The 26,104-nt window shown below is 64.5% G+C and carries 18 protein-coding genes; 16 read left to right on the top strand and 2 right to left on the bottom strand.

The annotated features are described in order from the left end of the window. The first annotated feature begins 24 nt into the window (after nt 1-24). The 15 genes from BLS08_RS17200 to urtE all read left to right on the top strand — a co-directional run bounded on the left by BLS08_RS17200 (nt 25) and on the right by urtE (nt 21,971). The gene (locus BLS08_RS17200; RefSeq protein ID WP_017678756.1) at nt 25-1,302 is read left to right on the top strand and encodes a DUF3426 domain-containing protein; all 1,278 of its coding nucleotides are present in this window, start codon (nt 25-27) and stop codon (nt 1,300-1,302) included. A gap of 229 nt (nt 1,303-1,531) precedes the next feature. Then, nucleotides 1,532-2,530 carry a tRNA dihydrouridine synthase DusB gene (dusB, locus tag BLS08_RS17195; protein ID WP_026088754.1) on the top strand — a complete coding sequence of 333 codons (999 nt, stop codon included), beginning with the start codon at nt 1,532-1,534 and terminating at the stop codon, nt 2,528-2,530. Further along, a complete protein-coding gene (gene fis / locus BLS08_RS17190; protein ID WP_026088753.1) occupies nt 2,527-2,847 on the top strand; it encodes a DNA-binding transcriptional regulator Fis in 321 nt (106 codons plus the stop codon). The genes dusB and fis overlap by 4 nt, the downstream gene beginning before the upstream one ends. Nucleotides 2,848-2,921: 74 nt before the next feature. Further along, a complete protein-coding gene (gene purH, locus BLS08_RS17185) occupies nt 2,922-4,529 on the top strand; it encodes a bifunctional phosphoribosylaminoimidazolecarboxamide formyltransferase/IMP cyclohydrolase (protein ID WP_017678753.1) in 1,608 nt (535 codons plus the stop codon). A gap of 178 nt (nt 4,530-4,707) precedes the next feature. Continuing rightward, the gene (gene purD / locus BLS08_RS17180; RefSeq protein WP_017678752.1) at nt 4,708-5,997 is read left to right on the top strand and encodes a phosphoribosylamine--glycine ligase; all 1,290 of its coding nucleotides are present in this window, start codon (nt 4,708-4,710) and stop codon (nt 5,995-5,997) included. A 129-nt stretch (nt 5,998-6,126) separates the two neighbouring features. Further along, nucleotides 6,127-8,907, top strand: coding sequence for a hybrid sensor histidine kinase/response regulator (locus BLS08_RS17175; protein WP_026088752.1), 2,781 nt, complete (start codon nt 6,127-6,129; stop codon nt 8,905-8,907). Nucleotides 8,908-9,037: 130 nt separating this feature from the next. Continuing rightward, a complete protein-coding gene (locus tag BLS08_RS17170) occupies nt 9,038-9,631 on the top strand; it encodes a MarC family protein (protein ID WP_017678750.1) in 594 nt (197 codons plus the stop codon). A 224-nt stretch (nt 9,632-9,855) separates the two neighbouring features. Next, entirely contained in the window at nt 9,856-11,664 is a 1,809-nt protein-coding gene (atzF, locus tag BLS08_RS17165) for an allophanate hydrolase (RefSeq protein ID WP_017678749.1), read from the top strand. 15 nt (nt 11,665-11,679) lie between these two features. Next, nucleotides 11,680-15,309: an urea carboxylase gene (gene uca, locus BLS08_RS17160; protein WP_017678748.1), complete on the top strand. Its 3,630-nt coding sequence runs from the start codon at nt 11,680-11,682 to the stop codon at nt 15,307-15,309. Nucleotide 15,310: 1 nt separating this feature from the next. Then, nucleotides 15,311-16,033, top strand: coding sequence for a GntR family transcriptional regulator (locus tag BLS08_RS17155; protein WP_017678747.1), 723 nt, complete (start codon nt 15,311-15,313; stop codon nt 16,031-16,033). A gap of 75 nt (nt 16,034-16,108) precedes the next feature. Continuing rightward, the gene (gene urtA, locus BLS08_RS17150; protein WP_017678746.1) at nt 16,109-17,374 is read left to right on the top strand and encodes an urea ABC transporter substrate-binding protein; all 1,266 of its coding nucleotides are present in this window, start codon (nt 16,109-16,111) and stop codon (nt 17,372-17,374) included. Between the two features lie 175 nt (nt 17,375-17,549). Further along, nucleotides 17,550-19,118 (top strand): urea ABC transporter permease subunit UrtB, encoded by a 1,569-nt coding sequence (gene urtB / locus BLS08_RS17145; RefSeq protein WP_017678745.1) that lies wholly within the window; start codon nt 17,550-17,552, stop codon nt 19,116-19,118. Nucleotides 19,119-19,243: 125 nt separating this feature from the next. After that, complete coding sequence (gene urtC / locus BLS08_RS17140; RefSeq protein WP_017678744.1) at nt 19,244-20,332, top strand: urea ABC transporter permease subunit UrtC; 1,089 nt, start codon at nt 19,244-19,246, stop codon at nt 20,330-20,332. Continuing rightward, a complete protein-coding gene (gene urtD, locus BLS08_RS17135) occupies nt 20,329-21,171 on the top strand; it encodes an urea ABC transporter ATP-binding protein UrtD (RefSeq protein WP_017678743.1) in 843 nt (280 codons plus the stop codon). The genes urtC and urtD overlap by 4 nt, the downstream gene beginning before the upstream one ends. Nucleotides 21,172-21,272: 101 nt before the next feature. Beyond that, nucleotides 21,273-21,971, top strand: a complete 699-nt coding sequence (urtE, locus tag BLS08_RS17130; protein ID WP_017678742.1) for an urea ABC transporter ATP-binding subunit UrtE — start codon at nt 21,273-21,275, stop codon at nt 21,969-21,971. A gap of 126 nt (nt 21,972-22,097) precedes the next feature. On the opposite strand, the gene BLS08_RS17125 is transcribed toward urtE, so the two are convergent. Then, nucleotides 22,098-22,883 carry an aldolase gene (locus tag BLS08_RS17125; RefSeq protein WP_017678741.1) on the bottom strand — a complete coding sequence of 262 codons (786 nt, stop codon included), beginning with the start codon at nt 22,881-22,883 and terminating at the stop codon, nt 22,098-22,100. 182 nt (nt 22,884-23,065) lie between these two features. On the opposite strand from BLS08_RS17125, the gene BLS08_RS17120 reads away from it, so the two are divergent. Beyond that, the gene (locus BLS08_RS17120) at nt 23,066-24,385 is read left to right on the top strand and encodes an aspartate aminotransferase family protein (protein ID WP_017678740.1); all 1,320 of its coding nucleotides are present in this window, start codon (nt 23,066-23,068) and stop codon (nt 24,383-24,385) included. 74 nt (nt 24,386-24,459) lie between these two features. Here the strand turns inward: BLS08_RS17120 and pdxR are convergent, their stop codons facing one another. Beyond that, entirely contained in the window at nt 24,460-25,953 is a 1,494-nt protein-coding gene (gene pdxR, locus BLS08_RS17115) for a MocR-like pyridoxine biosynthesis transcription factor PdxR (RefSeq protein ID WP_017678739.1), read from the bottom strand. Nucleotides 25,954-26,104: the final 151 nt, after the last annotated feature.

Genomic DNA, 26,104 nt, shown 5'->3' with positions numbered 1-26,104 from the left:
TGCTTGGATTTTCCGGACCCGCGCATGAGCGAAAGCCACGTCACCCAGTGCCCCAATTGCCGTACCAGCTTCCGCGTCAGTCAGGCGCAGCTGGCTGCTGCCCATGGCGCAGTACGCTGCGGTGCCTGCCTGCACGTGTTCAATGCTGCCGAACAACTGTTCGGCCCGCGTGCCGCCGCACCTGCGCCAGCGGCAGCCAAAACGGTGAGCGCTCCGGCCACAGCCCAGCCCGACACACGCACCAAGCCGCCAGCGACCAAGCCCGCCGACGATACCCTGTGGATTCATGACGACCTCGACCTGGACAGCCTCAACCTCGATGAGGAACTGGCCAGACTGGAGGAGCAGGAACAGCAGTTGTCGCAGCAGTTCCTCGCACTGGAACAGGCCCCGCGATATGCCGAGAATTTCGGTAGCCGCGCGACGGACGAGCCCGACGACGCCCATGACGAAGCCTGGGCCGAAGCCCTGCTGCGTGACGAGCCGGTGAAGCGCGAGCGCGACAGCTTCGAACTGCAACCGACTGAAGAGCAACCTGAACCGATCACCGCACCTGAGCCCAAAGCGACCATTGAATTCGCCCCTCCCGCCGCGCCCCGCAAGCAGCAGCCCATCGCCGATGACCTCGACGACTCCGTTGAGCCGCGCCTGGGTGATCTCGATGACGAGCAGACCGAACCGGAGCACCAGGACGAAGACCTGCGCACGGCACCTGAAGAACCCAAGGTAGTGCGCAACGAGCCGGGGCTGCGCGAGGAACGTCTGTTCGAACTGGACGACGAACCCCTGCAACTCGACTGGCGCCAGCCACAGGGCACGTCATGGGGTCGCCTGTTCGGCTGGGGATTGCTCAATCTGCTGGCGGCTGGCGGCCTGCTGGCACAATACGCGGCCTACAACTTCGATGAGCTGGCACGCCAGGACCGCTATCGCCCCTGGTTCGAACAACTGTGCCCGAACATCGGCTGCACCCTGCCCTCGAAAGTCGACATCAGCCAGATTCGCAGCAGCAACCTGGTGGTACGCAGCCACCCGGAGTTCTCCGGCGCACTGATCGTCGACGCCATCCTCTACAACCGCGCCTCCTTCGCCCAGCCCTTCCCGCTGCTGGAGATGCGCTTCGCCGACCTGGGCGGACAACTGGTCGCCAGTCGTCGCTTCAAACCCAGCGAGTACCTGGCCGGCGAGCTGGCCGGACAGAGCGAGATGCCACCGCAGACGCCCATCCACATCTCCCTGGACATCCTTGATCCGGGCACCCGCGCGGTGAACTACAGCCTGAGCTTCCACTCGCCCGAGTAGTCTGGAGACGGCGCGACCCGTGGTCGCAGACCTTCCATCTAACTACTGGCGATAAGCCCATAGCTGTTCAGAATTTGTTCAAAACGACCTTTATCCGGTCATCCAGAGCGGGTATCATGCCCACCCTTTCGCGAGCACCAACCCACCGCAGTTTCCCCTGAGGACACAGTGGAGGGCGGGTGTTGATCGCCCTTTGTCTCAACTGCGCAACAACAAGCAGGGACGCCCCATGTCGGCCCCACGTATTGGCCCTTACACATTGCCCAATCGGTTGATCCTGGCTCCCATGGCCGGCGTCACCGATCGCCCGTTCCGCCAGCTGTGCCGCCGTCTCGGTGCCGGCCTGGTGGTCTCGGAGATGGTCACCAGCGATGTGCGCCTGTGGAATAGCCGCAAGTCCAGCCTGCGTTTGCTGCACGCCGGTGATCCCGAGCCACGCTCGGTACAGATCGCCGGTGGCGACCCGCAGATGATGGCTGACGCAGCACGCAAGAACGTCGAGTTGGGCGCGCAGATCATCGACATCAACATGGGCTGCCCAGCCAAGAAGGTCTGCAACAAGGCCGCCGGCTCCGCCCTGCTGCGTGACGAGCCGCTGGTACGGGAAATCCTCGACGCCGTGGTCGGTGCGGTGGACGTGCCGGTGACCCTGAAGATTCGTACCGGCTGGGACCGCCAGAACAAGAACGGCATTACCGTGGCGAAAATCGCCGAAGATGCCGGCATTGCCGCACTGTCCGTACACGGCCGCACCCGCGCCGACCTCTATACCGGCGAAGCCGAGTACGACACCATCGCCGCCATCAAGCAGGCGATATCGATTCCGGTGTTCGCCAACGGCGACATCGACTCTCCACAGAAGGCCAAGGCCGTGCTCGACGCCACTGGCGCCGACGCCCTGCTCATTGGTCGTGCCGCCCAAGGGCGGCCGTGGATCTTCCGTGAAATCGAGCACTACCTGCGTACCGGCGAAACCCTGCCGGCACCGAGCCTGCTCGAAGTGGAACGCATTCTGCTAGAGCACCTGGCTGCACTGCACGCCTTCTATGGCGAATTGATGGGCACGCGTATCGCCCGCAAGCATGTCGGCTGGTATCTGGCAACCCTGCCGGGCGCCAGGGAGTTTCGCGCCCAATTCAACCGTCTGGACAGTACGGACGCACAGTGCGCCCACGTTCGCGCGTTCTTCCGCGAACGGCACAACGATGGAAACGAGGTGGCCGCATGACGTTGATGACAGAGACCCTAGTGAGTGGAATTGCACCCGTGAGTGACAACACCAGCCTTAAACAGCACCTGAACACGCCGAGCGAAGAGGGCCAGACCCTGCGCGGCGCCGTGGAGAAGGCGCTGCACAATTACTTCGCCCATCTCGAGGGCGCGGACGTCACCGACGTGTACAACCTGGTGCTCACCGAAGTCGAAGCGCCGCTGCTGGAAACCGTCATGAATTACGTGAAAGGTAACCAGACCAAGGCCTCCGAACTGCTCGGTCTGAACCGCGGTACGCTGCGCAAGAAGCTCAAGCAGTACGACCTGCTGTAACCCTGAACTCCCGAAAAGGGCGGCCCGCATGAGCCGCCTTTTTTGCTGATATCCCCGCTCTGATGGATAGTGAAATGACCGACCAGACCACCCTTCTGCCCGTCCGCCGCGCGCTGATCAGCGTTTCCGACAAGACCGGTGTCCTCGAATTCGCTCGCGAACTGGCCGCCCTCGGTGTCGAGATTCTCTCCACCGGCGGTACCTACAAGCTGCTCAAGGACAACGGCGTAGCCGCAGTGGAAGTGGCTGACTACACCGGCTTCCCGGAAATGATGGACGGTCGCGTGAAGACCCTGCACCCGAAGATCCACGGCGGCATTCTCGGCCGTCGCGCCATCGACGGCGCAGTGATGGACGAGCACGGCATCAAGCCGATCGACCTGGTCGCGGTCAACCTCTATCCCTTCGAAGCCACCGTGGCCAAGCCTGATTGCGACCTGGCCGACGCCATCGAGAACATCGACATCGGCGGCCCGACCATGGTCCGCAGCGCGGCGAAGAACCACAAGGACGTCGCCATCGTGGTCAACACCGGCGACTACGCCGGCATCGTCGCCTCCCTCAAGGCCGGCGGCCTGAGCTACGCCCAGCGTTTCGACCTGGCGCTGAAGGCCTTCGAACACACCGCTGCCTACGACGGCATGATCGCCAACTACCTGGGCACCATCGACCAGGCGGCGGACACCCTGTCCACCGAAGGCCGTGGCGCCTTCCCGCGCACCTTCAACAGCCAGTTCGTCAAGGCACAGGAAATGCGCTACGGCGAGAACCCGCACCAGAGTGCGGCGTTCTATGTCGAAGCGAAGAAGGGCGAAGCCAGCGTTTCCACCGCCGTGCAGCTGCAAGGCAAGGAACTGTCGTTCAACAATGTCGCCGACACCGACGCCGCGCTGGAATGCGTGAAGAGCTTCGTCAAGCCGGCCTGCGTCATCGTCAAGCACGCCAACCCCTGCGGCGTGGCCGTGGTACCGGAAAACGAAGGCGGTATCCGCAAGGCCTACGACCTGGCCTACGCCACCGACACCGAGTCGGCATTCGGCGGCATCATCGCCTTCAACCGCGAGCTGGATGGCGAGACCGCCAAGGCCATCGTCGAGCGTCAGTTCGTCGAAGTGATCATCGCCCCGAAAATCAGCACTGCCGCCCGTGAAGTGGTGGCTGCCAAGGCCAACGTGCGCCTGCTCGAATGCGGCGATTGGCCGGCCGAGCGTGCTGCTGGCTGGGACTTCAAGCGCGTCAATGGTGGTCTGCTGGTGCAGAGCCGCGACATCGGCATGATCAAGGCAGAAGACCTGAAGATCGTCACCCAGCGCGCGCCGAGCGAGCAGGAAATCCACGACCTGATCTTCGCCTGGAAAGTGGCCAAGTTCGTCAAATCCAACGCCATCGTCTACGCCAAGAACCGTCAGACCGTGGGTGTCGGTGCCGGTCAGATGAGCCGCGTCAACTCCGCGCGTATCGCCGCGATCAAGGCCGAGCACGCTGGCCTGCAGGTGCAGGGCGCGGTCATGGCCTCGGACGCCTTCTTCCCCTTCCGCGACGGCATCGACAACGCGGCCAAGGCCGGCATCACCGCAGTGATCCAGCCCGGTGGTTCGATGCGCGACAACGAAGTGATCGCGGCGGCCGACGAAGCCGGGATTGCCATGGTGTTTACCGGCATGCGCCACTTTAGGCACTAAAATCGGCCGCACTGAAACCGGCATCTGCGTTGTTGCCCCAGGTTCCGCCAATGCTCATTGCCAGTCGGCAACTGCGCTTGTCGAAACCTGGGGCGCCTAGCATCTACCGGCTTCATCGCGACCTCGAATTTTGTAGAACGTAGCCCGGATGAAATCCGGGAACGCTCAGGAGAACCCCATGAACGTACTGATCATCGGCAGCGGCGGTCGCGAACACGCCCTGGCCTGGAAAGTGGCGCAGGACAAACGCGTCGAGAAGGTCTTCGTCGCCCCGGGCAACGCCGGCACTGCGGTGGAAGCCAAGTGTGAGAACGTCGCCATCGACGTGCTGGCCATCGAAGAGCTGGCCGATTTCGCCGAGAAGAACGTGCAACTGACCATCGTCGGCCCGGAAGCGCCGCTGGTCAAAGGCGTGGTCGATCTGTTCCGCAGCCGCAAACTGGACATCTTCGGCCCCACCGCTGCCGCAGCCCAGCTGGAAGGCTCCAAGGCCTTCACCAAGGATTTCCTGGCGCGTCACAAGATCCCGACTGCCGACTACCAGAACTTCACCGAGATCGAGCCGGCGCTGGCCTATCTGCGCGAGAAAGGTGCGCCCATCGTGATCAAGGCCGACGGCCTGGCCGCCGGCAAGGGCGTGATCGTCGCCATGACCTTGCAGGAAGCCGAAGACGCGGTACGCGACATGCTCGCTGGCAACGCCTTCGGTGAAGCCGGTTCGCGCGTGGTGATCGAGGAATTCCTCGACGGCGAAGAAGCCAGCTTCATCGTCATGGTCGACGGCGAGAACGTGCTGCCGATGGCCACCAGCCAGGACCACAAGCGCGTCGGCGACGGCGACAGCGGCCCGAATACCGGCGGCATGGGCGCCTACTCGCCAGCCCCGGTAGTCACCGCCGAAGTACACAAGCGCGTGATGGACGAGGTGATCTACCCGACCGTGCGCGGCATGGCCAGCGAAGGCAACGTCTACACCGGTTTCCTCTATGCCGGTCTGATGATCGACAAGGCTGGCAAACCCAAGGTCATCGAGTTCAACTGCCGCTTCGGCGACCCGGAAACCCAGCCGATCATGTGCCGCCTGGAAAGCTCCCTGGTGCTGCTGGTCGAGGCTGCCCTGGCCAAGGCGCTGGACAAGGTCGAAGCGACCTGGGATCCGCGTCCGACCGTAGGCGTGGTGCTGGCTGCCGGTGGCTACCCGGGCGACTACGCCAAGGGTGACGTCATCGAGGGCCTGGATGAAGCCGCCAAGCTCGACGGCAAGGTGTTCCACGCCGGTACCGCACTGAAGGACGGCCAGATCGTTACCGCTGGCGGTCGCGTTCTGTGCGCCACTGCCATCGGCGCCAGCGTTGCCGATGCCCAGCAGCAAGCCTACCGCCTGGCCGAGAAGATTCGTTGGAACGGCATGTTCCACCGTAACGACATCGGCTATCGGGCCATCGCCCGCGAGCGCGGCGAGGACTGATAAACAGGGTGCAGCCCGGTAAAAGGCGGCTTTTACCAGCAAAAAGCCTTAAAAATGCCTGGCTGCACCATGTTCCCGCGAGCAGATGCTTGGCTATAATCCGGCCACTCATTTAGAAGGATTTTGCCCGTGCGCCGGCTCAGGATTGCCATCGGACTACTCGCCAGCATGCTGTTTCTCAGCCTTGCGCTGACAGCCAGTGCGAACTCGGTCCCGCCAAGCGCGCACAGCTGGTCCTATCTGGTCGACGCCAGCGCCCGCCTGGGCCTCGAAGAAGTCCGCGCCCAGCGCCAGCAGTTCAAACCCCTCAGCAAACAGTCCTTTACTTTCCCGCCCAGTGATCACGCTGTCTGGCTGCGTGCGGAGTTCGCACCGCAGCAGCAACCCGCCTGGTTGTGGATATTCTCGCCGCGGGTGCAGTACCTCGATTACTACCTGCTGAGAGACGGTGTGCTGGAGCAGAATCTGCACACCGGCGAGGCCATGCCGCTGGATTCGCGACCGCTGCCGTCGCGCTTCTATCTGATGCCGTTGCCCAATGACGGCCAGGCCCGCGTCGCCTATGTCCGCCTGACCTCCAACCACCCGCTGATGACCTGGTTCAAAGTGATGGATCAGGCCGAACTGGTCAGCCTGGAAAAACCCGCCTATCTCTACGGCATGCTGTTCGGTGCTCTGCTGCTGCTGACCCTGTACAACCTCATCCGCTTCATCTACAGCCGCAGTGCCAGCGGCCTATGGCTGGCCGGGGTGAACATCGGCTTGGCCGTGTGCTCGTCGGCCAACCTCGGCATTTTCGCCCAGTGGCTACCCAGCCTGGGCTACAACCAGTCATTGATCGCCGACCTCTCCGCGCTGTTCGCCGCCTTCAGCGCCTTGGCCTTTGGCCTGAGCTTCATGCACGGCACCCCCGTGCAGCGCAGCCCACTCAACCGCCTGCTGCAGGGCAATGCCCTGCTGATACTGGTCTACGCCCTGTGTATCGCCGTCACCGGATTGTTCTGGTTCAGCTCGCTGGTCTACCTGCTGGTGGCCCTGAGTGCAATCAATCTACTGCTGGTGAGCAGCCGGCACTGGCGCGCCGGTTATCAGCCGGCACGCCTGATCACCATAGGCATGCTGGTGTTCAACCTGGGCTTCGGCTTCTTCGTGCCGGTGCTGCTCGGCTTCGATCAGCTCAATCCGGGCTGGCTGGTACTGGGCGTGTTCAGCGTTGCCACCCTGGCCGGCCTGATTCTCAGCGTGTCGCTGACCGAACGGCAGCGGCAGATCCAGCGCGACACCCTGCAGGAAAGCACCGCCCTGGCCGCCAGCAGCGCCGAGCTGAAGGCCAAGGCCGAGTTCCTGGCCAAGATCAGCCATGAGATCCGCACACCGATGAACGGTGTACTGGGCATGACCGAGTTGCTGCTGGGCACGCCGCTGTCGGCCAAGCAGCGTGACTACGTGCAGACCATCCACAGTTCGGGCAACGAGCTGCTCACCCTGATCAACGAAATCCTCGACATTTCCAAGCTGGAATCCGGGCAGATCGAGCTGGACGACGTGCAGTTCGATCTCGGTGCGCTGATCGAGGACTGCCTCGACATTTTCCGCGCCAAGGCCGAACAACAGCGCGTGGAGCTGATCAGCTTCATCCAGCCGCAGGTGCCGCGTGTGATCAGCGGTGACCCGACGCGCCTGCGCCAGGCCCTGCTCAGCCTGCTGGACAATGCCTTCAAGCAGACCGACGAGGGCGAGATCCTGCTGGTCGCCGCACTCGACAGCAGCGACGGCCAGCACCGCCTGCGCATCGCCGTGCAGGACAGCGGCCGACCGCTGCTGGCGGAAGAGCGCGACGCCCTGCTCAACGCCGAACTGCAGAGCCGCGACTTCCTTTCTGCCACCCGCCTGGGCGGGCGTCTCGGCCTGATCATCGCGCGCCAACTGGTACGCCTGATGGGCGGCGAGTTCGGCATCCAGGGCAGCGGCAACCAGGGCACGACCCTGTGGCTGACCCTGCCGCTGGACGCCGCCCGCCTGGAACAGCCGGAAACCGACCTGGACAGCCCGCTGCAGGGTGCACGCCTGCTGGTGGTGGACGACAACGACACCTGCCGCAAGGTGCTGATGCAGCAGTGCAATGCCTGGGGCATGCAGGTCAGCGCCGTGCCCTCCGGCAAGGAGGCCCTGGCCCTGCTGCGCACCAAGGCACACATGCGTGAATACTTCGACGCGGTGCTGCTCGACCAGGACATGCCCGGCATGACCGGCATGCAGCTGGCCGCCAAGATCAAGGAAGACCCGAGCCTCAATCACGACATTCTGATCATCATGCTCACCGGCATCAGCAACGCGCCGAGCAAGGTGATCGCACGTAACGCCGGGATCAAGCGCATCCTGGCCAAGCCGGTGGCCGGCTACACACTCAAGACCACCCTGGCCGACGAGCTGGCCCAGCGCCCCAACGACACCCCCGCCCAAGCCGCACCGACGCCGGTGAGCACACCACTGAACGTGCCGGCCGACTTCCGCATCCTGGTGGCCGAAGACAACAGCATCTCCACCAAGGTGATTCGCGGCATGCTCGGCAAGCTCAACCTCAAGCCGGACACTGCCAGCAACGGCGAGGAAGCCCTCAGCGCGATGAAGGCACAGCCCTACGACCTGGTGCTGATGGACTGCGAGATGCCGGTGCTAGACGGTTTCTCTGCCACCGAACAGCTGCGTGCCTGGGAAAAGAGCGAGAAGCGCCCGCGCACGCCGGTGGTGGCGCTGACCGCGCACATACTCAGCGAACACAAGGAACGTGCGCGTGCCGTCGGCATGGACGGGCACATGTCCAAGCCGGTGGAGCTGTCGCAACTGCGCGAGCTGATCGAGCACTGGATCGCCGAGCGCGAACTGCGTCGCCAGCGCGAGGTATCGTAGGGCGTACTCGCGAAGCAGTACGCCGCTGGATTTGCGCTGTGACGAAGAGCGGCGGACTGTTCGCTTCGCTACGAGCGGTCGGCGCTCCGATCCGCCCTACCTCAGTCCCCCCATCTCAAACGAGCGCCCCATGTCCGAGTTGTTCAGCCTGTACTTGAAGATGCTGGTGCTCTACAGCCCCTTCTTCGTCCTCTCCTGCTTTATCGGCCTCAGTCGCGGCTACACCCTCAAGGAGCGCAAGCGCCTGGCCTGGAAAGTGGCGCTGGCCACGCTGATCGCCAGCGTGCTGCTGTACCTGTTCGGCAAGCACATCTTCACCCTGTTCGGCATCACCATCGACGCCTTCCGTATCGGCGCGGGCTCGGTGCTGTTCATCTCCGCCCTCGGCATGGCCCAGGGCAAGTCGGCGGTGCAGACAGACAACGTGCAGCAGGACGTGACCATCGTACCGTTGGCCATTCCGCTGACGGTCGGCCCCGGCACCATCGGCGCCCTGCTGCTGATGGGCGCCAGCCAGCCGCACTGGGACGATAAGCTGGTGGCCGTGGCGGCGATCTTCCTCGCCAGCCTCACCGTGGGCGTGGTGCTGTACCTGTCCAACCAGTTCGAGCGCCTGCTCGGCGACCAGGGGCTGCAGATCGTCAGCCGTTTGATGGGCTTGTTCGTCTGCGCCCTGGCCGCGCAGATCATCTTCACCGGGGTGAAGAATTACCTGGTGCCCTAACGCCGCGATAAGCGTATGACCTGCCCCGGATTTCATCCGGGCTACGCCGCTGCTTCTGCACCATATGCTTGCAACAACGCTCTAGCTCGGTGCATTGCAACCAGCCCAGCCCTTTTCTCGCGCCTTATAAAACTTATAAGCAACTGAAAAATAAGGCTTTATAAGACCTGGCATCCTCATTGCTCTAGCGATTCCAACTTGGATACAAGATGGAATCTCTAAGCATGTCCAACGCACCTATCGCTTTCACCCTCGCGCAGTGGCAACAGGCTTACCGCGACGGCCAATCCCCTGCCGAACTGCTGCATGCCCTGCGCCGGGAACTGCGCACTGATGACAGCGCCTGGATCGCCCTGGCCAGCGAAGCGCAGCTCGATGCCCAGCTCGATGCCCTGGCAAGCGCGCTGGAAGGTGCAGCCGGCGATCTGAACAAGCTGCTGCTGTACGGCGTGCCCTTTGCCATCAAGGACAATATCGACGCCGCCGGCTGGCCGACCACCGCCGCCTGCCCCGAGTTCGCCTATCAGGCCCAGGCCGACGCTACCGTGGTCATGCGCCTGCGCGCCGCCGGCGCCATCCTCATTGGCAAGACCAACCTCGACCAGTTCGCCACCGGCCTGGTCGGCACCCGTTCGCCTCACGGCGCGGTGCCCAACAGCTTCAACCCGGCTTACGTCAGCGGCGGTTCCAGCTCCGGTTCAGCCAGTGTGGTCGCCCGTGGCCTGGTGCCCTTCTCGCTGGGTACCGATACCGCAGGTTCGGGCCGCGTGCCGGCGGGTTTCAACAATATCGTCGGGCTCAAGCCGACCAAGGGCTGGCTGCCCAACACCGGCCTGGTGCCGGCCTGCCGCACGGTCGACTGCATCTCGGTGTTCGCCCTGACCGTCAGCGATGCCCTGGCCGTGGCCAACATCGCTGGCGGCTATGACGCCGCCGATGCCTACAGCCGCAAGAACCCGAACAGCACCAAGGTCGGCATGCCGGCCCAGCCGCGCATGGCCGTGCCGGCCAACCCCGAGTTCTTCGGCGACAGCCAGAACCAGGCCGTCTATGAGGCGGCCCTGAGCAAACTGCGCGACCTGGGCGCCGAGCTGGTGGAGATCGATTTCGCCCCCTTCCAGCAACTGGCCGAGCAGCTTTACTACGGCCCCTGGGTCGCCGAACGCACCGTCGCGGTGGAAGGCGTGAACCCCGAACACATCAACCCGGTGGTGCGCGGCATCGTCGACAACGGCCACAAGTACAGCGCCTGCGACGCCTACAAGGCCGAGTACATTCGCGCCGAACTGAGCCGCGTGATCAACGACGCCCTGGCCGGCTTCGACGCCATGGTGGTGCCGACCTCGCCGACCATCCGCACCCTGTCCGAGATGGAGGCCGAACCGGTGCTGTTCAACAGCCAGTTCGGCACCTACACCAACTTCACCAACCTCGCCGACCTGTCTGCCCTCGCCGTGCCGGCAGGGCTGCGCGCCGACGGTCTGCCAGCCGGCATCACCCTGCTCGCCCCGGCCTGGCATGACCAGGCACTGGCAGCCTTCGGCCAGCGCTGGCAGCAGACTGTCGACCTGCCGCTGGGCGCAACCGGCAAACCGCTGCCCGCACAAGCCGCCAACGACAAGCCGGCGCCGGGCTGCATCCGTGTCGCCGTGGTCGGCGCACACCTCACCGGTATGCCGCTGAACTTCCAGCTCACCACGCGTGATGCAGTACTGGTGGAGCAGACCACCAGCACTTCCAGCTATCGCCTCTTTGCTCTGCCCGGCACTGTACCGCCGAAGCCAGGTCTGGCGCGGGTCGCCGAAGATGGCGCCGAGATCATCGTCGAGCTGTGGGACGTACCGCAGGCGCGCTTCGGCGAGTTCGTCGCCGAGATCCCGCCACCGCTCGGTATCGGCAACCTGGAGCTGGCCGACGGCCGCTGGGTCAAGGGTTTTATCTGCGAGCCCTACGCGCTGGATGGCGCCCGTGACATCACCAGCTTTGGTGGTTGGCGCGCCTATATCGCCAGCCTACACGCCGCCAAGAACTGAGGAAGGGATAGCCCAATGTTCCATACCGTACTGATCGCCAACCGTGGCGAGATCGCCGTCCGCGCCATCCGCACGCTCAAGCGCCTGGGCGTCAAAAGCGTCGCCGTTTACTCCGATGCCGACCGCAATGCCCAGCACGTACGCAACGCCGATATCGCCATCGCCCTGGGCGGCGACAAGCCGGCTGACAGCTACCTGCGTATAGACAAGATTCTCGCCGCTGCGCAAGAAACCGGCGCCCAGGCGATCTACCCCGGTTATGGCTTTCTCTCGGAAAGCGCCGAGTTCGCCGATGCCTGTGAAGCTGCCGGCATTGCCTTCGTCGGCCCGACTGGCGAGCAGATTCGTGAGTTCGGCCTCAAACACCGTGCTCGTGAACTGGCCGCCCAGGCCCAGGTGCCGATGGCGCCGGGTACCGGCCTGCTGCAAAGCCTGGAAGAAGCGCTGAGCGCCGCTGACAGCATCGGCTACCCGGTGATGCTCAAGACCACCGCAGGCGGTGGCGGCATCGGTCTGACCCGTTGCAGCGACGCCGCCGCACTGGAAAGCGCCTATGAAAGCGTCAAGCGCATGGGCGAGCAATTCTTCAGCGATGCCGGGGTGTTCCTCGAGCGTTTCGTCGATCAGGCGCGACATGTCGAGGTACAGATTTTCGGCGACGGCCATGGCCGCGTCGCCGCCCTCGGCGAGCGCGACTGCTCGCTGCAGCGGCGCAACCAAAAGGTGGTCGAGGAAACCCCGGCACCGAACCTGCCGCAGGCCACCCGCGAGCGTTTGCATGCCGCTGCCGTACAGCTTGGTGAGTCGGTCAGCTACCGCAGCGCCGGCACCGTGGAATTCATCTACGACGCCGCTCGCGACGACTTCTACTTCCTCGAAGTGAACACCCGCCTGCAGGTCGAGCACCCGGTCACCGAGATGGTCACCGGCCTGGATCTGATCGAGTGCATGCTGCGCGTGGCCGCAGGCGATGCGCTCGATTGGCCCGCGCTCGACCGCGCCCCGCAAGGCGCCGCAATCGAAGTACGGATCTACGCCGAAGACCCGCTGAAAAACTTCCAGCCCAGCCCGGGCGTGCTCACCGACGTGCACTTCCCGGACGACGTGCGCGTCGACGGCTGGGTCAGCACCGGCAGCGAGGTTTCGGCCTTCTATGACCCGATGATCGCCAAGCTGATCGTGCATGCGGGCACTCGCGCTGAGGCCATCTCCAAGCTGCAGAAAGCCCTGGGCGAAACCCGCCTGCACGGCATTGCCAGCAACCTCGATTACCTGCGCCAGGTGGTGGCCGACGAGCGTTTCGCCAAGGGTGAAGTGTGGACGCGTCTGCTCGACAGCTTCACCTTCAAGGCCAGCGTCATCGAAGTGCTGGAGCCCGGCACCTACTCCAGCGTGCAGGACTATCCGGGCCGTCTCGGCTACTGGGATATCGGCGTGCCGCCATCCGGGCCGATGGATGACTTCGCCTTCCGCCTGGCCAACCGTATCGTCGGTAACGCGGCCGAGGCCGCCGGCCTGGAATTTACCCTGCAAGGCCCGACGCTGCGCTTTCACAGCGATGCACTGATAGCCCTGACCGGCGCCGACTGCCCGGCCACCTTGGACGATGCGCCGGTGGCCTACTGGCAGCCAATCGAGGTCAAGGCTGGCCAGGTGCTCAAGCTGGGCCGCGCGCTCAGCGGCTGCCGCACTTATCTGGCCGTGCGCAATGGACTGGACGTGCCGCTGTATCTGGGCAGCCGCTCCACCTTCGCCCTTGGCCAGTTCGGCGGGCATGCCGGGCGCACCCTGCGTACCGCCGACATGTTGGCCATCTCCCAGCCCGAGTTGCCGGCCTGCACCACGCCAGCACCGGTCGCCCCGCCACAGGCGGCGCACCCGAGTCTGATCCCCAGCTACGGCACCATCTGGAACATCGGCGTGCTCTATGGCCCGCATGGCGCGCCGGACTTCTTCACCACTGAAGCCATCGAGGAATTCTTCGCCGCCGAGTGGGAGGTGCATTACAACTCCAACCGTCTCGGCGTTCGGCTTAGCGGCCCGAAACCGAGCTGGGCGCGGGCCGACGGCGGCGAAGCCGGCCTGCACCCATCCAACGTGCATGACTGCGAATACGCCATCGGTGCGATCAACTTCACCGGCGACTTCCCGGTGATCCTGACCAAGGACGGCCCCAGCCTCGGTGGTTTCGTCTGCCCGGTGACCATCGCCAAAGCCGAGCTGTGGAAGGTCGGCCAGGTCAAGCCTGGCGACAAGCTGCGCTTTCACCCCATCGGTTTTCAGCAGGCGCAGAGCCTGGAGCAGGCGCAACTGGGCAGCATCGAGGCACTGGCGGCGATCAGTGCAGTGACCCTGCCGGCGCCGTCGCTGCAACCGGACGCCACCGTTTCCGCCACCGTGCTGGCCGAGCTGCCGGCCGCTGGCAGCCGCCCTCGTGCGGTGTATCGCCAGGCTGGTGATGCCTACATCCTGCTGGAGTACGGCGACAACGTACTGGATCTGGCCCTGCGCTTGCGCGTGCATCTGCTGATGGAAGCGCTCAAGGCCGAGCCGCTGCGTGGCCTGGAAGAACTCGCCCCCGGCGTGCGTTCACTGCAACTGCGCTATGACAGCCGCGTGCTGCACCAGCGCACCCTGCTCGAACACCTGCTGCGTCTGGAGCGCCAGCTCGGTGATGTCGCCGAGCTCAAGGTACCGACCCGCATCGTCCATCTGCCCATGGCCTTCGAGGACAGCGCAACGCTGGCCGCCGTCGAGCGCTACCGCGAAACCGTGCGCAGCGAGGCGCCCTGGCTGCCGAACAACGTCGACTTCATCCAGCGCGCCAATGGCCTGGAAAGCCGCGAGGAAGTGCGCGACATCCTGTTCGACGCCAGCTACCTGATCCTCGGCCTCGGCGACGTCTACCTCGACGCGCCCTGCGCCGTGCCGCTGGACCCGCGCCATCGCCTGCTCAGCTCCAAGTACAACCCGGCGCGCACCTTCACCGCCGAGGGCACCGTGGGCATCGGCGGCATGTACATGTGCATCTACGGCATGGACTCGCCCGGCGGTTATCAACTGGTCGGTCGCACCCTGCCGATCTGGAACAAGTACGTGAAGAACGCCCAGTTCGAAAATGGCCAGCCCTGGCTGCTGCGCTTCTTCGATCAGGTACGTTTCTACCCGGTCAGCGAGGCCGAGCTGGATGAGTTCCGCGAAGCCTTCCGCGAGGGCCGCGCGCAGATTCGCATCGAGCAAAGCGAGTTCGACTTTGCCGCCCACAACCGCTTTATCGCGGACAACGCCGCTGATATCGAAGCCTTCCAGCGCCAGCAGAAAGCCGCCTTCGACGCCGAAGTCGAGCTGTGGAAGGACGATGATCCGAGCGCCGCACAGGCACTGAGCGCCATGGCTGATGACGACGCCGATGTGGACGGCCATCTGGTCGCCGCCGAGATGAGCGGCAGCGTGTGGAAGGTGCTGGTAGAGCCCGGCCAGCATGTGGAGGCCGGCACGCCGCTGCTGGTAGTCGAGGCGATGAAGATGGAACTGGCGGTGACTGCGCCGGTGGCCGGCACGGTCAAGTCGCTGCGCTGCGCCCCCGGCAAGGCAGTAACGCCGGGCGATGCTCTGCTCCTGCTGACCCCGAACGAGGCGGCCTGAGATGCAACTGGTCAGCCCAGCCAAGCGCGGCAAGGAGCGCCCGGAGAATCTCGCCGAGCGCATCTACCTGCAGCTCAAGGACGACATCTTCGAGTTTCGCCTGCTGCCCGGTGATCGCTTCAGCGAAGGCGAGATCGCCGAGCGCATGGCCGCCAGCCGCACGCCGGTGCGCCAGGCGCTGTATCGCCTGGAGCGCGAGGGCTATCTGGAGGTGTATTTCCGCAGCGGCTGGCAGGTCAAGCCGTTCGATTTCGCCCACTTCGAGGAGCTGTACGAGGTGCGCATCGTCCTCGAACTGGAGGCAGTCAAGCGCCTGTGCGAACGCCCCAATGGCGAGCTGCCGGATGCACTGGAACAGTTGCGTTGCACCTGGATGGTGCAACCCGAGCAGCGCCTGCAGGACGGCCGCGAAGTCTCGCGTCTGGATGAACGTTTTCACTGCCAGTTGGTGGAAGCCGCCGGCAATCGCGAGATGGCCCGCCTGCACGCCGAAGTCAGCGAAAAGATCCGAATTATCAGGCGCCTGGACTTCACCCAGGGGCCGCGCGTGGAGCTCACCTACGAGGAACACGCTCGCATCCTCGGCGCGATCCTGTCGCGTCGCTGCGAAGAGGCACAGCTATTGCTCAAGACCCATATAGAGGTCAGCAAAGCGGAAGTGCGCAAGATCACCCTGCACATGCTGCACAGCGCCCGGCAACGGGCACTGCCGGCGCAAGGGTGACGGTATGACCTTTGAATCACTGCCACCAATAAAAACGCTGTCCACTTAATCACGATTGTGAATGGAGATCGCACCATGCAACGTCGCAGCCTGATCAAGGCCTTTACCCTTTCCGCTTCCATCGCCGCCATGGGCCTGAGCTGGTCCATCCAGGCCGCCGAGACCATCAAGGTCGGCGTCCTGCACTCGCTGTCCGGCACCATGGCCATTTCCGAAACCTCGCTCAAAGACATGGCGCTGATGACCATCGACGAGATCAACGCCAAGGGCGGTGTACTCGGCAAGCAGCTCGAAGCGGTAGTGGTCGACCCGGCGTCGAACTGGCCGCTGTTTGCCGAGCGTGGCCGCCAGTTGCTGACCCAGGACAAGGTCGCGGTGACCTTCGGCTGCTGGACCTCGGTATCGCGCAAATCCGTGCTGCCGGTCTATGAAGAGCTCAACGGCCTGCTGTTCTACCCGGTGCAGTACGAAGGCGAAGAGATGTCGCCGAACGTCTTCTACACCGGTGCAGCGCCAAACCAGCAGGCCATCCCGGCGGTGGAATACCTGCTCAGCGAAGACGGCGGCGCCGCCAAGCGCTTCTTCCTGCTCGGCACCGACTACGTCTACCCGCGCACCACCAACAAGATCCTGCGCGCCTTCCTCAACAGCAAGGGCATCGCCGACAAGGACATCGAAGAGGTCTACACCCCCTTCGGTCATAGCGACTATCAAACCATCGTCGCCAACATCAAGAAGTTCTCAGCTGGCGGCAAGACTGCCGTGGTTTCCACTGTGAACGGCGACTCCAACGTGCCGTTCTACAAGGAACTGGCCAACCAGGGTCTGGAAGCCACCGAAGTGCCGGTTGTGGCCTTCTCCGTGGGTGAAGAAGAACTGCGCGGCATCGACACCAAGCCGCTGGTCGGCCACCTGGCGGCCTGGAACTACTTCCAGTCCGTGGAAAACCCGGTCAACGAGAAGTTCGTTGCCGACTGGAAAGCCTACGCCAAGGCCAAGAAGCTGCCGAACGCCGACACCGTGGTGACCAACGATCCGATGGAAGCTACCTACGTGGGTATCCACATGTGGGCGCAGGCCGTCGAGAAGGCTGGCACCACCGACGTCGACAAGGTGCGTGAAGCCATGGCCGGCCAGGAATTCGCAGCGCCGAGCGGCTTCACCCTGAAGATGGACGAGAAGAACCACCACCTGCACAAGCCGGTGATGATCGGCGAAATCCAGGAAGACGGTCAGTTCTCCGTGGTCTGGGAAACCGACGGCCCGGTTCGCGCCCAGCCGTGGAGCCCCTTCATCGAAGGCAACGACAAAAAAGCCGATACCCCGGTGAAGTCGAACTAAGGCAAAAGCCCCCTCTCCCGCAAGCGGCAACCACAGCTCGTCAATGGCTTGCAGTGCCGCTTGTCTCCCCTCTCCCGCTTGCGGGAGAGGGGCCGGGGGAGAGGGTCGCCGTAGCCCGGATGCAATCCGGGAAGCTCGCCCCGGACGTCATCCGGGCTACGCCAAGGACACCCTTATGCCCACTGCCCTTACCCGAATTCTCCTGAGCCTGTTGCTGTTGCTGCCACTGGCGGCGCAGGCTGGCGAGGCCGACGATTTCGTCGCTGCCAACGCCAGCAAACAGGCCAAACTGCTGCAGGACTGGGCCGCCGCGCCCAGCCCCGAGCGTATGCCGCTGTTGCAAGCCCTGCAGCAGGGCCGCGTCGGCAGCGATGCCGACAAACGCGCCTTCATCGAACAGGACGGCACCTGGCAGGCCGCCGATGGCGCAGCCGAGGCCAATGGCACGCCACGCAAACTGCGCCTGAACAACCGCCTGCGCGGCCTGATCGCCTTCGCCGTGGCCAGCCATCAGTTGCTCGATAATGATGCTGCCGTGCGCCTCGCTGCGGCCAAGCAACTGCAACGCAATACGCCGCCGGCACTGCTGCCGCTGCTGGAAAACCGCCTGAGCATGGAAGCCGACGAGAACGTGCGTGACGCCATTACCCTGGCCCTGGCCAACCTGCAGCTGGAGGCCAGCGACCCGGCCGTGCGCCTGGCTGCCGTGGAGCGTCTGGGCAAGACCGGCGACCCGCTGGCGCGCACACGCCTGCAAAGCCTGCTCGATGGCGAAGAAAGCGATGCCACCGTGCGCGCCGCTGCCGAGCAGAGCCTGGCCCAGGTGAAGAACAAACTGCTGATCGGCGAACTGCTCGGCCAGGCCTTCAGCGGCCTGTCGTTGGGTTCGATCCTGCTGCTGGCCGCACTCGGTCTAGCCATCACCTTCGGCCTGCTCGGGGTGATCAACATGGCCCACGGCGAGATGCTGATGCTCGGTGCCTACACCACCTACGTGGTGCAGCTGAGCTTCCAGCGCCTGGCCCCCGAATACCTCACGCTCTACCCGCTGGCCGCGTTGCCCATCGCCTTTCTGGTCACCGCCTGCATCGGCATGGCCCTGGAGCGCACGGTGATCCGCCATCTCTACGGCCGGCCGCTGGAAACCCTGCTGGCCACCTGGGGCATCAGCCTGATTCTGATCCAGCTGGTGCGCGTCACCTTCGGTGCGCAGAACGTCGAAGTGGCCAACCCGGCCTGGCTGTCCGGCGGCATGCAAGTGCTGCCGAACCTGGTGCTGCCGTACAACCGCATCGTCATCATCGGCTTCGCCTTGTTCGTCGTGGTCCTGACCTGGCTGCTGCTGAACAAGACGCGCCTGGGCCTGAACGTGCGCGCGGTGACGCAGAACCGCAACATGGCCGCCTGCTGCGGCGTGCCCACCGGGCGCGTGGACATGCTGGCCTTCGGCCTCGGTTCAGGCATCGCCGGCCTCGGCGGCGTGGCCCTGAGCCAGATCGGCAACGTCGGCCCCGACCTCGGTCAGAGCTACATCATCGACTCGTTCCTGGTGGTGGTACTCGGCGGAGTCGGCCAACTGGCCGGTAGCGTGCTGGCCGCCTTCGGCCTGGGCGTGGTGAACAAATTCCTCGAGCCGCAAATCGGTGCCGTACTCGGCAAGATTCTCATCCTCGCGCTGATCATTCTGTTCATCCAGAAACGCCCGCAAGGCCTCTTCGCTCTCAAAGGACGGGTGATCGACTGATGACCAGCGACCGTTATTGCGCCAACGGGCGTAGGGCGGGTGAAACCCGCCAGACAGACCGAACGCCATCACTGCAGCGGCGGGTTGCACCCGCCCTACGGGCTTAAAGGACGAGTGATCGACTGATGAATGCGATAAATCAAACGCTGCTGGCCCGCGCCAGCGCCAAGCTCGGCCCGAAGGTTTCCATCGCCGTCGGCCTGCTGGTGCTGGCCGTGCTGCTCGCCATGCCGTTGCTGCACCTGCTGCCGGCCGACCATGCCCTGCACGTCTCGGCCTATTCGCTGACGCTGGTGGGCAAGATCCTCTGCTACGCCATCGTCGCCCTGGCGCTGGATCTGGTCTGGGGCTACGCAGGCATGCTGTCGCTGGGCCACGGCCTGTTCTTCGCCCTCGGCGGCTACGCCATGGGCATGTACCTGATGCGCCAGAGCGCTGGTGACGGGCTGCCGGCCTTTATGAGCTTCCTGGCCTGGAACGAGCTGCCCTGGTACTGGTACGGCACCTCTAGCTTCCTCTGGGCGATGTGCCTGGTGGTGCTGGCGCCCGGCCTGCTGGCGCTGGTGTTCGGCTTCTTCGCCTTCCGCTCGCGGATCAAGGGCGTGTACTTCTCGATCATGACTCAGGCGCTGACCTTCGCCGGCATGCTCTTGTTCTTCCGCAACGAAACCGGCTTCGGCGGCAACAACGGCTTTACCGGTTTCACCCGCATCCTCGGCTTCGACATCACGGCGCAGGGCACCCGCGCCGTGCTGTTCTTCGCCACCGTGGTGTTGCTGGTGGGCAGCCTGTACCTGGGCTTTCGCCTGGCACGCAGCAAGTTCGGCCGGGTGCTCACCGCCCTGCGTGACGCCGAGAACCGCCTGATGTTCTGCGGCTACGACCCACGCGGTTACAAGCTGTTCATCTGGGTATTGAGCGCGGTGTTGTGCGGCCTGGCCGGCGCGCTGTACGTGCCGCAGGTGGGCATCATCAACCCCAGCGAAATGGCGCCGACGCAGTCCATCGAAGCGGCCGTGTGGGTCGCCCTGGGCGGTCGCGGCACGCTGATCGGCCCGCTGCTCGGCGCCGGTCTGGTCAACGGCATGAAGAGCTGGTTCACCGTGGCCTTCCCGGAATACTGGCTGTTCGCGCTCGGTGCGCTGTTTATCGTCGTTACCCTGTTCCTGCCGCGCGGCGTCGTCGGCCTATTGCGCAAGGAGAAGGATCAATGAAAGCCACTCCGGTCCCTGAAACCATGCTCGAAGCCGCCTTCGACCCCACCGGCCTGGCGCTGGACACCGGCAAGAACGTCGGTAAGGGCGTAAACGTCCGCCATGGCACCATCCTCACCCTGGAAGACATCAACGTCAGCTTCGATGGCTTCAAGGCGCTGACCAACCTGACGCTGTATATCGGCGTCGGTGAGCTGCGTTGCATCATCGGCCCCAACGGCGCCGGCAAGACCACCATGATGGACGTGATCACCGGCAAGACCCGGCCGGACAACGGCGTGGCCTACTTCGGCGAACAGTACGACCTCACCAGCATGAGCGAGGTGGAGATCGCCCAGGCCGGCATCGGCCGCAAGTTCCAGAAGCCCACGGTGTTCGAAGCGCTGACGGTGTTCGAGAACCTGGAACTGGCGCAGAAGACCAACAAATCGGTATGGGCCAGCCTGCGCGCCAGACTCAGCGGCGAGCAGAAGGATCGCATCGAGGAAGTGCTGACCACCATCCGCCTGGAAGCCTCGCGCAACCGTCCGGCTGGCCTGCTCTCCCATGGCCAGAAGCAGTTCCTGGAGATCGGCATGCTGCTGATGCAGGAGCCGCACCTGCTGCTGCTCGACGAGCCGGTGGCCGGCATGACCGATGCCGAGACCGAGTTCACCGCCGAGCTGTTCAAGTCGCTGGCACGCAAGCACTCGCTGATGGTGGTCGAGCACGACATGGGCTTCGTCGGCTCCATCGCCGACCACGTCACCGTGCTGCACCAGGGCAGCGTACTGGCCGAAGGCTCGCTGGAGCAGGTACAGAACGACGAGCGGGTGATCGAGGTTTATCTGGGTCGCTGAAAAGCCCCTCTCCCCCGGCCCCTCTCCCGCAAGCGGGAGAGGGGAGAAGGCTGGCGCTCCGTAGGGTGCGCCGCGCGCACCGCATGCTTAAGGACATCGATATGCTGCAAGTCCAACAACTCCACCAGTATTACGGCGGCAGCCACATCCTTCGTGGCTTGTCGTTCGACGTGAAGGTCGGCGAGGTCACCTGCCTGCTCGGCCGCAACGGCGTGGGCAAGACCACCCTGCTCAAGTGCCTGATGGGCCTGATCCCGGCCAAGGACGGCAGCGTGCAATGGGAAGGTAAGGCCATCACCGGCTTCAAACCGCACCAGCGCGTACACGCCGGCATCGCCTACGTACCCCAGGGCCGCGAGATCTTCGGTCGTCTGACCGTGGAAGAGAACCTGCTGATGGGCCTGTCGCGCTTTCCCGGCAGCCAGGCCAAGGCCGTGCCTGAATTCATCTACGAGCTGTTCCCGGTGCTGCGCGAGATGAAGCATCGCCGTGGCGGCGACCTGTCCGGCGGCCAGCAACAACAGTTGGCCATCGGCCGTGCCCTCGCCAGCCAGCCGCGCCTGTTGATCCTCGACGAGCCCACCGAAGGCATCCAGCCCTCGGTGATCAAGGAGATCGGCGCGGTGATCAAGAAGCTCGCCGCCCGAGGCGACATGGCCATCCTGCTGGTCGAACAGTTCTACGACTTCGCCGCCGAACTGGCCGACCAGTATCTGGTGATGAGCCGTGGCGAGATCGTCCAGCAGGGTCGTGGCGCGAACATGGAAGCCGAAGGCGTGCGCGGGCTGGTAGCGATCTGATGCGCAACGTAGGGCGGGTGCAACCCGCCAGAAATATCCGGGGGTGTCCATTGGTGGGCTGAAGCCCACCCTACGGCAAGCGAGCGATTTGTAGGGTGGGCGACGCCTCACCCGCCCACCAACCAGTTACTCGGCGAAATCCGCCCCCTCGCGCAGCAACTGGCGTTTCACGCTCTCAAGATGCAGGTGCGCGCTTTCGGCGTTGCCCTGCAGCATCTGCCGGCACGCCGCACTGGCAATCGCCGGTATCACCGCCTTCAACGGCCGACCGCTGGCCATGGCCTTGAGCTGCACCTCGGCAGCGCGCTCCAGGTAGTAGAGATCGTCCCAGGCTTCGGCAATGCTCGGCCCCAGCACCAGCGGGCCGTGGTTCTTCAGCATCACCACATCGGCATCACCTGCTGCCCGGGCGATGCGCTCGCCTTCGGCATAGTTCAGCGCAAGCCCCCGGTAGTCCTCATCCACTGCCAGGCGCTCATAGAACTTCAACGCGGTCTGCCCGGCCCAGACGAAGGGCTCACCCTCCAGCATGCACAGCGCCGTGGCGTTGGGCATATGGGTGTGAAAGGCTGCCGTAGCGCGTGGGTTGAGGCGGTGCAACTGGGCATGGATAAAAAACGCCGTCGCCTCCGGGCGGCCCTCGCCCAACACCACGCGCCCATCGAAATCGCAGATCAGCAGCGACGAGGCCGTGACCTCGGCAAAGGCCAGGCCATAGGGATTGACCAGAAACAGGTCACCACGCCCCGGCACCACCACGGAAAAGTGATTGCAGATGCCTTCACCCATACCGAGGCGTGCCGCCATGCGAAAGCAGGCGGCCAGGTCGATACGCGCCTGGGCGATCTCGGGGCTGTTCAGGCCCTCAGTGGACACCAGCGGAGCGGTGTTGATTTCAAATGCGTGGGCCATGGTTTCACTCCTGAAAACGGATGCCTCCAGCCTAGCCTGTGCACACAGGTCGCCTAGGGACAGTTGCCCGACGTCGGTGAGCCAGACGCGCTGACCCGGCCACTTCCGGTATCTGGCCCTACGGCCAACGGCCGCTTTGTTCCTAAGGTGCAGCCATCCGCAACGGCCAGCCCGAGGTCATCATGAGCACACCGATCAGCAACCAGTACGTCCACGATCTGGATCGCCAGCACGTCTTCCACTCCTGGTCGACCCAGGGCGCCCTCAACCCGCTGGTGATCGCCGGCGGCGAGGGCTGCACGCTGTGGGACTACGACGGCAAACGCTACCTCGATTTCAGCAGCCAACTGGTCAACACCAATATCGGCCACCAGCACCCGAAGGTCATCGCCGCCATCCAGGAACAGGCCGGCAGCCTGGTGACCATCGCCCCAGCCACCGCCAACCTGATGCGTGGCGAAGCGGCCAAGCGCATTCTCGCCCGCGCGCCGGCCGGTTTCTCCAAGGTGTTCTTCACCAACGCCGGGGCCGATGCCAACGAGAACGCCATGCGCATGGCACGCCTGTACACCGGCCGCGACAAGATTCTCTCCGCCTACCGCTCCTACCACGGCAGCACCGGCGCGGCCATCGTCGCCACCGGTGACCCGCGCCGTGTGCCCAACGAATACGCCCGCGGCCACGTGCACTTCTTCAACCCCTACCTGTACCGCAGCGAATTCAACGCCGCGAATGAGGAAGAGGAATGCGCGCGCGCCCTGCAGCACCTGCGCCGGGTCATCGAATGCGAGGGGCCGGGTGCCATCGCCGCCATCCTGCTGGAGAGCATTCCCGGCACCGCCGGCATTCTGGTGCCGCCGAAAGGCTATATGCAGGGCGTGCGCAAACTGGCCGACGAGTTCGGCATCCTATTGATCTGCGACGAAGTGATGGCCGGCTTCGGCCGCACCGGCGCCTGGCTGGCACTGGAACACTTCGGCGTGGTGCCAGACCTGATCGTCTTCGCCAAGGGCGTCAACTCCGGCTATGTGCCGGCCGGTGGAGTGATGATCTCCCAGCCGATCTGCGAGCACTTCGACAACCACTTCTTCCCCGGCGGCCTGACCTACTCCGGCCACCCGCTGGCCATGGCCGCCATCGTCGCCACGCTGGATGCGATGAGCGAGGAAGGCATGGTGGAGAATGCCCGTGATATAGGTGCCCAGGTGCTCGGCCCGGGCCTGAAGAAACTGGCCGAGCGCTACCCGATGATCGGCGAGGCGCGTGGTGCCGGCCTGTTCTGGGCACTGGAATTCGTCAGCGACGTACAGAAGAAGACGCCGATGCCGGCAGCGGTGATGCAGGAAATGAAGGCTGCGCTGACCGCGCGCGGGCTGCTCAGCTTCGTGGTGGAGAACCGCATCCATGTGGTGCCGCCGTGCATCGTCAGCGCCGCGCAGGTAAACGAGGCGCTGGCGATTTTCGATGAAGTGTTCGCCCTGTTCGCACCGCGCTTTGCCTGATAACCGTCGCGGCTAAAGCCCCTCCCACAGAGTCACGGAGCATTTGTGGGAGGGGCTTTAGCCGCGACCGCTCTTCACAACCCCGCCAACACCTCTCCCAGCTTCTGCACGCCAGGCCGAATGCGTTCGGCATCGATAGCATGGAAACCCAGACGCATGAAGTTGGTCGGCGCGGCACCCTCGCCAAGGAAGAACTGCGCCCCGGATTCGATCAACACGCTCTGCTGCGCCGCCGCCCAGGCCAGGCGCTGGGTATCGACACCGCGCGGCGCGGCCAGCCAGCAGGCGCTGGCACCCGGGCTACCCATCGGCTGGCAGTCGCTCAGGTCGCTGCGCAGCGCCTGGTAGAGCAGCTCGCGACGGCGGCAATGTTCCTCGCGAAAACGCCGCAGGTGCGCGTCGTAATGCCCCTGGGCGAGGAAGTCGGCGAGCATGCGCTGGTTGTTCAGCGGCGGATGGCGGTACATCAGCCGGCGCAGAGCGCGGAGCTCATCGATCAGCTCGGCGTCGGCGACCATGTAGCCGATCCGCAGCCCCGGCGAGAAGGCCTTGGACAGGCTGCTCAGGTAGATCACCCGGCCGCTGCTGTCGCTGGCCTTGAGCGCCGGCAGTGGGTGGTTGTCGAGGTTGAATTCGGCGTCGTAGTCGTCCTCGATCAGCACCTGGTCGTGCTCACGAATCTGCCGCAGCAACTGCTCGCGCCGTGCCGCACTCATCGCCACGCCGGTGGGCACCTGGTGCCCCGGCGTTACGTAGAGGTACTGGCAGTCATCCAGGCGCCGGTCCACCACCAGGCCCTGATCGTCGACATCCTGCAGGTGCACCTTGGCGCCGTGGATGTCGAATATGCTCGCCGCATCGCGAAAGCCAGGGTTCTCCACGCCAACGCGCACACCGCGCGCCATCAGCAGGCTGGCCAGCAGATAGAGCGCGTTCTGCGAACCGAGGGTCACCAGAATTTCGTCGGCACGCGCCCAGATACCGCGCTTGGGCAGCACGCGGGTGCGCAGTTGCTCGATCAGTTGCTCATCGTCACGGTCGAAACGGTCGCCCAGCCAGAGCTGGTCGCGCTCACCGCTGAGGTTCTTGCGTGATACCTCACGCCAGCGCTCCAGCGGGAACAGCTCGCTGATCGGCTGGCCGTAGATGAACGGGTAGGTGAAGCGGCTCCAGTTGCTCGGGCGCAACACGCCGTGCTTCAAACTGGGCTGCATACGAAAGCGCGCGGCCCAATCCGGGGCAGTGGCGGCGCTGCTGTCATCGGATGGTTCCGGCTTGCGCAGCGGCGTCATACGCAGCACGGCATCGGTCTGCCCGCAGTAATCGGGGTGCAGGTAATAGCCACTGCGCGGGCGGCTGACCAGGTAGCCGTTGTCGAGCAGGCTCTCGTATACCAACGCCACGGTATTGCGCGACACAGACAACTGCTGTGACAGCTTGCGGCACGATGGCAGCGGCTCGTCGGCCGGGAAACCGCCGCCAAGAATGGCCGACACCAGCGACTCGCGAAGCTGCTCCTGAAGGCCGCGCTGACGGTCGAAATCAAGATGGTAAAAGTGATCGATCATGGCGCCCTCCAACAGCCAAACAACCCTGTGATGTAGCAAGTAGCGCGCCACTGTCGCTGGCCAGAACAAAGGCCGGAACTGCCCCTATCGCCGGCTCGTCAGGCGTCTCTAAGGTGAAAACGAAACCGCCGCCGAGCGGCCTGGACAACCC

Source organism: Ectopseudomonas chengduensis (assembly GCF_900102635.1).
GTDB lineage: Bacteria > Pseudomonadota > Gammaproteobacteria > Pseudomonadales > Pseudomonadaceae > Aquipseudomonas > Aquipseudomonas chengduensis.
The sequence above is the reverse complement of the archived record's forward strand: the minus strand, read 5'-3'. Positions and strand labels throughout refer to the sequence as shown.